Below are 13,073 nucleotides of genomic sequence, written 5' to 3'. Positions count from 1 at the left end.
GGTTACTTCTTAATGATCTTCACTGATTTGAAGGTTCCGTCTTCCAATGTTACATTGAGCAGATAGATACCTGATCCAAACGATGACAGATCAATAACAGATCCCGGTTTGCGAATTACTTTCTGTAACGTACCGTTCATCAACAGCAATTCAACTTGCTTGATTTCAGAAGGAGCGGCCACTGTTACAGAATGGGTAAACAGTCTCGGATATACTTCGATGTAGTCTGTTACTGTGATCTTTTCGTTATCGACAGACAGATATTCGTCGTCTACAAGGAATGTTACCACTACAGGTTCAGCTGCGTTATAGTTCTTGTTACCATGCTGCATAGCTGTAACCGTTACGGTTCCGGAAGTAACCGGAGTCAGAATCCATGCATCTCCAATCTGGTTCACATAGGCTACTGCATCGTTAGACGAATTGAATGTTACAGGAAGTTTACTTGAAGCAGAAGCGGTCAGAATAACATCTCCACCTTCTACGTCGATCACGCTTTCCGGATTCCAAGTAATCTTCTGCGAAGCGGCGATAACAGAATATTTACCGTCCACGTAAGAAACTTCGTAGTTGTCTGAAGTATAGTTATCAGAGAATGTGATCGGATAAACTCCTGCATCTGATGTTCTTGTAACAGTCGAGCTGATACGCGGAGCGAAACCAATATCTTTCAACGTCTCACCTTTCACGAAACCTGTAGCTGTATAAGTCAGTTCTTCCAGCTCCTTGCCGTAAACCGATTCCTTATTATCTGCCAGGATCGTCAAAGCAGCTTTGCTGACTTTCAGGAATCCGGAAACATAAGTAACCACATAATTACGACCGAAGTCCTGTGCCGAATACGGAGTCAGTTTATAAGAACCGGCCTTGCCGTTGTATGCTTCAATACGTACAACCGGAGCCTGTCCCACCTTGAAGTCTTCGCCATTCAGGAAGTCATTCTTATTGTAATCGTAAGCATTCGCATAAGAAGGCAATTCATTGCCGTACTTAATGTCGAAACTGCGGGCAGTTACGGTAACAGCTTTCGGAGCAATCACCATCTTATTCTTAGCTGTGTAAGCATAAGTGACAGAACCAAGTGTAGCCTTCACCGTTACAGTATATACGCCGGCATCTGTCGGAGCATCCTGTGATGACGGATAAGTTGTCGGTACCGACCCCAGCTGGTCGCCTTCATAATAGATACTGAAGTCTTTCACTTCTTCACCTGTTTCTACGTCGGTCACCTTCACGCTGACAGTTCTCGGATTGCCATCGTAAATACTTGTTACGTTGGAAACGATCACGTTTACTTTAGCTGCGTCACCTTCCGGAGCGATCACTTTGATCGTACCTGTTACAGGAGTTGCATCTTCGTATGTATCGTCACCGTCTGCATATACCGTGATGGTTACATAATCGTCGCCTTCCGTACGTACATGACCTGTTACAGCATACTTGCCTCTGGCAACTTCAGACAGGATAACACGTTCGCGGTCGTTGCCCGACAGTTCATAACGGATATCATTGATAGACGGCTTGCCGTCAGCTTCCGATTTCAGGTAAGCGGACAACTCAACAGTTTCACCAACCGGTATAACCAGATTACGCTGATCTTCCGGCCAGATGATCGTACGGCGGATCTTGTCGATAGACAATGTTCCGTTTTCATGCGTTACCGTATAGTTGCGTGCAACACCTTCTGTTGTGAAATAGATATCATAAGAACCACGTGAATCAGATTTTGCATCCGTAGCGATCTTCGGCATTACCGAGAATACGTCTGCCAGATTTTCATATTCATTATTCTTCAAACCGATATATTCGATTTCAAGATCCGGGTTACCACCGCCATACGGACGGCTATAACTCTTCGCACGTACTGTCAGCGGAGCCTTCGTAACCGTCAGACCTGCATTAACAATAGTAGCACCTGTGATATCGAAGTTCGGAAGCAATGCTGCAATCTGTGCGGCAGCCGAAGAAGTCAGACGTAATTCATACGTACCAACGTCTGTTTTCTTATTGACACCCGACAAATCCAGCCAGCTTGTACGGTTCACATTTTCTGCATTCAGCAATTTGCTGACCTCTGCCTGAAATGCGTCAGATAATTCACCTGTCACAGCGGCATAAACGTCGGCATCTGTTGCATCTTCCCCATATTCACGGGTTACAGAAAGAGTGATAGTCAAATCTGCTGCTGTCAACGGAGCCGGAGTCACAGTTACTTTTGCCTGCGTTTCGCTGGCGGTAAACTTAACACCTGTTACCGGAGTAAGCATCTCTTTCACCATTGCATCGACTGCACGGATCAGATAGTCTCCTACCGGAGCATCAGCTGCGTAGACACTAACCTCACTCGGCAGAAGCGTTTCGAACAAGTCAATTACATTCTTGTCTGCCAGCAATTTTGCAGCAGTCAGCTTCGGTTCTGTTGCAAATACAAGTTTTGCATTCAGGTCGGAGTCTTTTGTTACCTCTGTACCATATACTTTTGTATACGTATCCTTTGCAGCTTTCACTTCTACAGTTGCCGGAGTCACTTTGAGGTTAGCCAGATCGGTATCCAGCTGGATTTCAAAGTTACCGATAGCAGCCTTCAAAGTAGAAGCGTCTATGATACGGAGTTTGAATGTTCCCTGAGTTACATTATTTTTAATTGAGTCAACCAATACACTGTTCAACGTATTGCCGTGGAACTGAAGTTTATCGTTGCGGTACAATGCCCAGTGCAGTTTATTCGTACTGAACAGCTTATCCCAACGAGCTTTCGTCATTGCAGCGGTCGGGATTTCCGGATCTTCCACCAGGGAAACCAGGCTAAAACCGTAATCATCAGTCGCCAGCGTCAGGTTAGTCAGATCGTAAACAGGAGCACCGCTCATAATCGTCCAGATACCCTTAAGCTCTTTCTCGTTGAATGTCACCACAATACCCGGAGCAACGACTTTCACAGCCTTAACGGCAGTAATAACCTCGGTATCAGGTTCTGTTGTAACTTCCACACCTTCAATTGCATAAACGAAGGTATAGTCGGCAGATGTCAGATCTACCGTATAGTCATATTCGCCGATTACCGGATTCTGTTTATCCAGTTGAGCTTTGGCAGTCACCAGGTCGACAACCAATGTATAGTCACTCTTGATCTTACTTCCGTTCAGAGCCACGATATCATCATAGATCTGCTGAACGATCTGGGCTTTTGTCGCCTTACCGAAGGTGAACACAGCTTTCGCTGCAGTTTCTTCTTCAGCTGTTGCAGCCAGATAAGTAGGCAAAGTAATAGTCAGTTTACGTTGACCGATCTGCACAGAATTCTGTACGTTATGGAAGTTGCTTCCGAATTGATTGTCAAGCAGGAAGTTTGACAACAATGCCGGGTCGAGCACATCCACCCTATAACCGTAATCACCGTTCTTCGGCATCGTTTCCGTTGCCTCAGCCTGACAATCAGCTGTTGTCAGCATTACCTTGAAGAGGTCGGCCGGATTTTCAAAACAAGCATAACTACTCAACAAACCTTCGTTGGCAGCCAGGAACTGACTGAGGATGTCTGCTTCGATAGCAACCTTGCGTTTTCCGTAACGATAAGAGATATCCGTCGGGAAAGTGAATACAACCGGAGCTGCATTTACGACCAATGTCTTCGCACCGGTTTCTCTTATTTCGATATTATCAGTTACCTTCTGAACGAATGCAACCGAATAAGTATATGTCTTAACAGCGGTTGTTCCTTCTTCTATATTATTAATAGTAACGGTGAAACTCTTCAGAGGCTTAACACCCGTCTTTGTTACCAGTTCAAAGAACTCTTCGTTTGCCGGGTCTTCCAATACAGCCTTCTTTACAGAGTCAAGTAAAACGACTTTTGTATTGATATCCCTATAAGTCACATTTACTTCCGGCAAAGTGAGCGTACGTTTCGCTTTCACGATGCGGAGAGCCAGTTTCGCAATTACATCATTACCGTCTTTAGTCAGATGGATACTGCTTGGTGCTGTATAATTTAATGTATAGTATTCCGAGAACTGAGTATTTGAACTTGTCACCACTTCGTAACCATACAAGTCGGAAACCTGCGGATAGCTTTCGCCGGCAATACGCACCGGAACATCGCCTGTAGAAGTTTCGTTGTTGATCAGATAGGTCTTCACGCCCCAGTTATTCAGGTCGGGAACCGTTACACGGTCAGCACCTGGAGTCAGTCTGAAGTCACTCAGCAGAGCCAGTGCATACTCATCGGCCGTCTGTCCGAACGGACGTTCCCACAATGGCAGTTGCACATTGATCGGAAGCGGATATTCAGCCAGCGACTGGCCGTTATCGGTCAACCGTACGGAACGGAGATAAGTAGCTGTTGTATAACCGAACAATTCTATCGGGATGATAAGACCTCCATCTTCATTCGTTACTTCAATCTTCTGAATATTATCATTCGGATTGAATACTACCGTATAAGAGTAAAGATCTCTACCGATTGCCGGCACCAATGTTACGCTAGAAATATAAGCCCCCTTCATATCCGGGTTCTTCAAAAGCAGGTCAGCCATGATCGCTTTTTCGATCATTTCATTGGAAGCGCCTTCTTTCTTGAACTCATATTTGTAAAGTTTCACTTTTGCGATCGGACGCGGCGTGATATTTACTGTACCTTCAAACGTTGTCGGGCTATGCGGCTGTCCGTTCACTGTTACTTCAGAGAACAGGGCATCCAGGTCTCCACTTAATGTTACCCGGTAAATAGCCGTACCCATATTTTCCCTGATACGGGAGTTCGTGATCTGTACATTTTCTATGTACTCAATATTGTACGGATTTGCCATATAGATATATTCGCGAACCTTATCCGCAACCTGTTCCCGGGTCATATCCTTCACATACTGAACGGTATATTCACCGAATGTAAAATTGATCGCCGGACGGGGAACGATAGCAATGCTTTTAGAATAAGTGATCTCGATTGTCGTACCTTTATCAACGATATTGATCCGCTGATTAGTCGGAGTTTCTATTTCCTGCAAGGTTGCGCTCTTCGTGATGATGATCTTATAACCGAACGAATCGTCTGTTTCCGCTATCGCATTTTTATTGCTCAGGTCATTATTGATCAGGCGAACAACGAACGTTTCATTTCCTAAAACGCCGGCATTACGAACCAACAGATCGCTCTTGATACGGCGGATGACCGCATTCGGCAGCATATCTTTTTCGTAGTCGATCTGATAGTTACCCGGATAAATCAATGAATGGGTGGTTGGCAATGTTGTTACGAATAACAGAGAGTTACTAAACGTACAAACATTTCCATTTACAACCAGATTAGCAGATGAGACATTCCCATTTGTTACAAAATTCAAATTTGTCTGAACAAGATCACCCTGGACTGTCACTTTATAACCCAAATAGGTGTTATCTGCCATACCGGAAGATACCGTACCACCAGTTACCTCAACCAGAGGAACCAGGTTCTGGTCCACCATCTCCGGATTAATATCCTGAATCAGACGTTTCAGCATCGTAGCCGTAGCAGTGTTATCAGCATAGTCGCCAATACGGATCGGGCTTGAAACAAAATCGGGTAACTTCACCTGTAACGTGTTTTTCCCAATCGCAATCGCGCTTACAATATCATAGCTCCATTCAGTAGTATTTAAAGAAACGCTTGCTCCACCTACGCCGGCAGAGACATTGCTGCCTGCACCATAATTCGGTAGAAGCACCACGCGATAACTATATACATTACCCGGAACTAACCGCCCCGTAGTTATTTCACTGGTGAAACCATTACCTGAATATATTTTTATCTCGGAAATAAAATCATCGGATGAAGTTATATTATTCCTGATCAGATTCTTTATCCGGTTCAAATTAAGATTGGATGCCGGATCCAGTTCGCCTAAGCCTCCAACCTTTTCCGCAAACACAGGGAATACCGTATTATCGATCGGCTTTTCCTTTACAATCAGTTGCTTGGTTGAAATATAAGAACCTGTCGCCTGCTTGGTACAATTGGTCAAACCGGGTTCATAAGCAAACTGATCTGTCGGAGGAAATGTAATAACCACATCATACTTTCCGGCTTCCAACATATTATTTCCGGTATATTGAGCGGAAACGCCGTCTTTAACCAGAAAAACCGAAGCATCATTAAATGAAACTCCGGGCATATCGAGCACCTGTATTTTAGAATGTAAATCACTAACAGATGTTCCATACACATAATTACCCCAGTTAGCCGGGAATTTCAAATCACCGACTGCCTGGCGGGCTTTGATCTCGATAGCATTTGATACAACTACCTGATCATGATCCAGTTCGCCGAACAGAGTTGCAGGATTTATATTCCCTGTACCGATCGTCCGTTCAAAATTTAACGTAATGGAACTGGTGGAAGTCACTTTAAAAGTGTAGTTATAACTTCCTGCCACCAAATCACCGGTCTGATCCCCACCGTTACCTCTGATAGTAACATCGGATATAATCGCTGCCTGATCACTCTGATCGACAACTCCCTGCAATAAACTTTGGATATGGGATTTTAACTGCTCCGCATTAGCGTCACTGGTTCCTTCATAATATGACAGGACATCTTTTACGGGGACATAAATGTCTGCTGCAGCCGCTTGTGTAATATACCCTCCCAATAGTAGCACGAATATAAGTAGTCGCCTACTCACATCGATCAAGTATACTTTTTTCATACGCTATTATTTTTATTAGTTTATACTTCAATCAATAGATAGTAAGTGCTTATAATCAAGTTATATAACATAATATAAACCCTGACAAAAGAAACTCCGCCAAGGTTTATATCCGCTTTCATTCTTCACAGAGCTAGGGCGGAAGAATTTATATTTCATTACTTTAGTATTAATACCCGCTTTTTCGTCCTCACGGATTAGTTGGTGCCAGGTAGAGGCATTGCAAGCAACGCCTCTACTGCCGCCGCGCGGTTATCTATTTTAAATTATTGATTATAAACTTCTTTATATCAATAGTTATTCATTGTCTTACTTAACGACAGCCTTCACTGTTGTTCCATCAACTACTACAACTACGATTCCTGCCGGAGCATTGAATGTAACATTGTCGGAATTGATTGTCGTGTTAGCAATTGTCTGACCCAATACGTTGCTGATGACAACATTCTTGTTAGCAGCATTCAGGATCGTTACCTTACCCTGGCCACCCAGAACTGTTACGTCAGTTGTATTGATAGATTCGTTAGATACCGGATCATGTTCGTCAGCTTCATCGAAGTAGATGTCACCTGTAGAGGTAGCAGTCTTAGATGTAGCGAAGTCATAATAATCTTCCGACGGAATCATTTCTTCACCACCTACACATTCGTTGAATGCACGTACACGTGCCGTGTAAGCAGTTTGCGGGATCAGGTTATGAACAGCTATTGAAGTGGATGTTGCAGAAACCTTGAACGATTCTTCACCGTCGAAGTTGATATCATCCTGCCATTCGTAATATGCTGTAGGCAATGAACCTACTTCTGTTCTCCAGTCACCTGTATTGAACTCGCCACCGTTGATAGGCATACCCGGAACAGGTTTTCTAACCATCCATGTTGCAGGAGTATCGAACAGATAGATATCGATCTGATGTGCATCTGTCTGGAATCCTTCCATCAGGCGGATCGTATATTTAACCGGTTTCGTGATGTCTGTAGTCAGTTCCATGTTGTCCATCTGGTGGGCAATCGGAGCATAACCCCAGTTTCTGTCGATCGGCTGCGTATTACCCTGCAATTCGAAGTTGTCTACACTTACCTTAGTTACTTCTTTCTGCGGTTTACCTGCTGCATCTGTATATTCTTTAGTTACTTCCAACCAGTAGTTAACTTTGTTATCACGGTGGATAACATCACCTGTTGCGTTGAACAATTCAACCCAAATAGTCTTGCTTGCATCGTCAGCACGTACTTCAGACATAAATACATCTTCAGAAGTGTACTTCGGAGTGAAGCGACCTACAGCAACCTGATAGTACTGAGCACCCGGAGTGGCTGTCCACTTGATACGAGCATCGCTACCACCTACGTCACCTGGTTCCATATCTTTAATATACGGCATTTCAAGACCGGCAGTGAATGCCAGCGGCAGATCCTTCTGTACATCACATACAGCCGACAGAGACAATGCGTTTTCTACATCGCAAAGGTCTTCTACATTCGGAGTTGCACGAACATCGATCTTAGCAGCAACGTCACCACGAAGAACATTGTTCACCAGGTCGTTTTCACCACCCTTGAATGTATAAGGATTTTCTTCTGCTGTTGCAGCCAGTTCCATAGATTTCTCACGGATGAACAGTTTTACTTCTTTTGCTTTGTTTGTTCCGAATGTGAACAAGTCAGAAGCACTCAACAAGTTGATTTCCTGTTCTATCTTAGATTCTTCACCACTTACAGTAGTACCGTAATGAGGCAGGTCACGACCCTGGATATAGAATACAGAATCTTTAGAAGCACCACCATTTACAACACCGAACTGGAATGCGTCGATCTTATTCTTACCGGCAGCGTCAGAACTGAACCATACTTCAGGAACTTTCACGTCACCCTTGATACCAGCTGTCAGCGTATCGTTTACATTGATTCCGTAAGGAGCCCAAACACCCAGATCAGCCCATCTTTGGTCGTTAACTGTCAGATTATGTTTGTAATCATCCAGGTCGAAGAAGTATACGCGGTTGTATTTTTCCACGTCAGCACCATGCTGCTGCGGAGCCAAACGGATAGAGTCTTTCGCATAGTAGCGAGCCCACATGCCCTTTTCAGAACCACTTGTGATTGTATCGATAGTCATTTCGAGACCATTGCGATCTTTCGGATCGAACTTAGCAGAAACGAGAGCCAATACTTCACCGTATTTGTTCGGAGAAATCTGAACCATAGTACCTACTGTATCTACTCTACCATAAGCCTCACCGTTCATGTCGCCCAGAACTGTTACTTCATATTCGAATGCGCCTTTCTTGTTAGAGAATACTTCCATGTCAACCGGGTCAACGATGTTCAAACCAGCAATGATGAACTGACCGTCACGTACCGGATAGCAAGTATTTACATAACGAGTCTTGTAATCCTTACGGAACATTTCGTTATAGATGAAGTTAGGAGCAGGAACCCAGTTTTCACTTGAACTGCTGGAAGAATTCAAAGTTGGCAGACTACCGCCACCACAAGTGTTGCAAGAACCGAACTGCTGAGTCAGGAATGAATAGAAGCTGGTATAAGAACCGATCACTTTATCTGCATTCATTGTGGTTACCAAACCTCTGTCGGTAGTACCGAATGTATAGAATTCGTTCCATCCCTTATTGTTAGCTGTAGTTGCACCGAACTGAGCTACATGGTGGAAGATATTAGGAGTACCTTCGAAACATTCGTTCCAGCTTTCAGTAACGATCGGAACCAGGTTCACGTCATTGTAAGGAACATACTTAACAGTCATGTCAAGACCTGTTTCTTCTACATACTGTACTGCATAGTCGTCATCCAGGTCAACCTTGTAAACCAGAGTATCGCCAACGCTCATACCGATAAACTTACCGAATACGGCACCATTATATTCTTCGATCGGTTTTTCCTGAGAACCTTTCTTCACATATACTTTTGCAAAATCAAGGCTTTCTGCAGAGAACATGAATGCATTTGTATGATAAACTGCATCGTCAATGCCTTCAGTCTTAGAGAATTGTTCTTTGAAGATCTTGATAGAAGCAACTGTACCACCTTCTACATCAGGTTTCAAACCTGTAGCAAATACCTTCACAGTGTGAGGTCTTGACTCATATTTGTAACCATCCCACTCATCGTACGGAGCGAAGAAGAAGTCCTTACGGTCGATCTTTTCAAAATATTTCAATAATTCAGAGCTCATTACGCCCATAGCGTGGCTTAACAGAGACTGGTCGGTATCCTGGAACCATACGAATGTATTGTTACCGAAGATCTTGATCGGGCCTGAGTAAACTGCATCACCTACTTTGTTGATCAGATCCTGACCGCTGTAAGTATAAGTCGTACCAGACAGTACATCTTCATTTACATTATATCTTGCAACAGAAGCATCGTAAACCAGACGCGGAGCGATTGTATATGTTTCATTTACATATTTAGACTCGTCGTCACCGATGTTTACATCACCACGGTGATATTTGAAGATTGCATTGATACTGATGATATTCTTGTTGATATTACCGTCACAATCAATTACATCGACTTCTGCATAGTTACCAACTTCTTCAGGACCGTCTTCGATACAACAGTCAGGGCAACCATTTGCTTCCAACCATGTTTTCCAATCGGTATAGCTATATCCATAAAGAGACATAGGCAAGAAACGTCCTTCGTAATAAGTTGAATCCTTCTTACCTTCTTCATTTATGAAGACGATCTTCCAACCCTTAAGATTCACGTCGTCATCATAACGGCCTGTTGAATGCTTCGGAGCTTTGGTACGATTTTCCAACGTCAATCCACCGAACAGATCTTCCGATAAAGTATAATTGTCTGTACGACCGATTACCGAATTGAAGTAAGGCAAGTTCTTGAAGCTAACCTTAGCAGTCTTAAAGTCCAGATATTCGTCGAAATGAAGATCGTTCAACTCGCTATATTCAGGAATAGAAGAACCCTGAAGTTCGTAACGAGCTGTATCTGAAGCTTCAGCTGTGATTGTAGACCAGATATAATTATCCTTGTCAAATGCTTTTACTTCTTGCGGAGCAAAGTAGTAAGTGAAACGAGCGCTTGATTTGCAATCGCGGTCTTCTGTAGCATCCGTCTGAACGAAGAATTCGCGAGGAATCAGATAAGTAACTTTCTTATCCTTACCAGGTGTACCTGTTCTACCGATCTTACCGTCAGCAACCATCTGATCCAAAGAAATCCAACCCTGAACTTTTGTCAAATCACCTTCCTGAGAAATTTCCATTTCATCAGCTATAAATGGATATTCAACATTCAATTCGTAATATGCCAGTTCTTCTTTCGGATCTCTGTCTGCTGCATAAAGACCATCACGATCAACACCACTGAAAGTAGCCGTATATTCATTGTTAGTCTTATTATTTTCATACAATGTGTTCCAGAACTCCACATTTGTAACCAACGTGTCAGCAGCACAAGCTGTATTACGTCCGGCACCCGCTTCAAACACTTTCGTATTTGCAGCACCAAAAGCAACATCAGGACGATTGAACGCCAAACGAGCATTTGTAAATACTGTCAACGGTTCTGTGTTCTTTGAGCCTGTAGAAGAAACTGCATCGTCAGCAACCGATTTAGCTCCTTTGAACATAACAAGAATGATCTTGTTATCCAGAGAACCTTGTTGCCAAGAATTAGCATTTGTATTATCAGCATCAGAAACATGCGCTTTAATATGATGTGTATGCGCTGTAGCTACTTCATGATTGCTTGCCGTGAAAATTGCACGGTCACTAACCATCTGACCAACATATTCACCAGACATATCATAAACATATACGTCATATGTCCAGTCGATCTTACGATTTACCAAATCAACATTACCAAAAGCACGAACGTCCATTTCAACGCTTTCAACGCCTGTCAAGCCTTTAGTGCTATACAGGAAGTCTACACGTGAACTGGCTGTCTGATTCTGATAAATACCCAAACCCGTATTGCCTTTATCATCTGTAAATTTCAGATATTCGGCAGTGTTCATTTCTTCGTGATTCTTAATATCCGAATAAGCCATTTCCAGATACTTTCCGGTAAAAGGCTTCAAATAGTTTGGAGTATCACTGTCATCCAGATTGAAGAAGGTCACGAAAGCACCGTTCATTAAACCTGCATTCATCTTTGTGAAATCGATCAACGACTCATAGTTACCATAAGAAGTTGAATTAGCTTCCCAATGATTGTGTACATTCACCTTGTCGAGTGGCTTGAAATTATACAAACCTTCACCAACCAGTGTCGATTCGTCATCCCACGCAGCTTCGGTGCTCACACCATCATACCATTTCGCTTTTATATTAGCATAGTCCGCATCTGCTGCATTCAGCATCGGAGACAAGCCATAAAAAGCCATAGCACATAAAAGAGCGGCCGACCCGCCTTTTACCAAAGTACTTTTTCTCATACGTAAAACATTTAATTAATAAAATTATGATCTATACTCAAATTGACTATTTTTCGTCCATTTAGCTCATTTCAACCGCCTAAACCCGTAGGACACAAGAAAAAGCATTTCAGGGGAACTGTTAAATGCCTGTATACAGGCATCTTTTTTACTCATCGATTACCGATTTGGCGAGTTTAAACGTTCCTTTTTTCTCGCCACGCGTTTAAGATTCTTTTACTTTTGTAACAGGAAGTGGGTATTTTGTCCTTGTTTTCGTATCGTACTGATAAGAAAGCAGATAGAAAAGTGAAAAAAGTTCTGAAAAGAATTGCAGGTTCAAAAGGAATGCGTATTTTTGCTGCAAGAAAAAAAGGAACGTTTTTTTTAGTCATTCGAAATTCGACCTCCGCCCTTGATTCATATTCCACACAAAGGATTCAGCCTATTTGTTAAAGCATCTTTTTTTACTCAACGGGAGTGTTCTGTAAGTACATAAAACTAACGTACCTGTACTTTAATATTAATAAATATATATCCAAAATTATCCATACCTCCAAGCAGTATAATAAAAAATTATTTGCATTTATATAAATGTAATATGCACACTATGACTACATCTCCCGATTATCATTTTGTCACCTCCCATCAAATAAATCAGTTCAACATGCTAACAGAGATACGGGTTGGTTCAAGATTTGTCAGTAACCAAAAGATCAAGGGAAAAGTAGGTTCAACGATTTCTATAATCGGAAAACAACTATTCCCGGAATCAAATACAAGAGTCTATAATACAAGTCTGTTTGTTATCCGATTCGCCCTCCTTATGAATTGCAGACTATTGCCTTCAGCTTTCAGATGTTCTGGATAGAATGTTTTTCAATATGTCCGGCTGAAGGGAGGAAACTGCTAAAAAATGTATACGAGAATTCAAGGTTAAATAGCTGCCGGCAAAATAGAAGACTTTTGTCTTCAAATATA

The 13,073-nt window shown here is 42.7% G+C and carries 2 protein-coding genes; both read right to left on the bottom strand.

Annotated elements, in window-relative coordinates:
* Window positions 1-2: 2 nt before the first annotated feature.
* Complete coding sequence (locus C825_RS07320; RefSeq protein WP_010801995.1) at window positions 3-6,686, bottom strand: MBG domain-containing protein; 6,684 nt, start codon at window positions 6,684-6,686, stop codon at window positions 3-5.
* 309 nt (window positions 6,687-6,995) lie between these two features.
* On the bottom strand, window positions 6,996-12,113 hold the full coding sequence (locus C825_RS07315) for a DUF6383 domain-containing protein (RefSeq protein ID WP_010801994.1): 5,118 nt from the start codon (window positions 12,111-12,113) through the stop codon (window positions 6,996-6,998).
* Window positions 12,114-13,073: the final 960 nt, after the last annotated feature.

The organism is Parabacteroides sp. ASF519 (assembly GCF_000364265.2).
GTDB lineage: Bacteria > Bacteroidota > Bacteroidia > Bacteroidales > Tannerellaceae > Parabacteroides > Parabacteroides goldsteinii.
The sequence above is the reverse complement of the archived record's forward strand: the minus strand, read 5'-3'. Positions and strand labels throughout refer to the sequence as shown.

Excerpts from the sequence above, each read along its gene's own strand:
- C825_RS07320 (WP_010801995.1), bottom strand. The coding sequence starts at position 6,686 with ATGAAAAAAGTATACTTGATCGATGTGAGTAGGCGACTACTTATATTC.
- C825_RS07315 (WP_010801994.1), bottom strand. The coding sequence starts at position 12,113 with ATGAGAAAAAGTACTTTGGTAAAAGGCGGGTCGGCCGCTCTTTTATGT.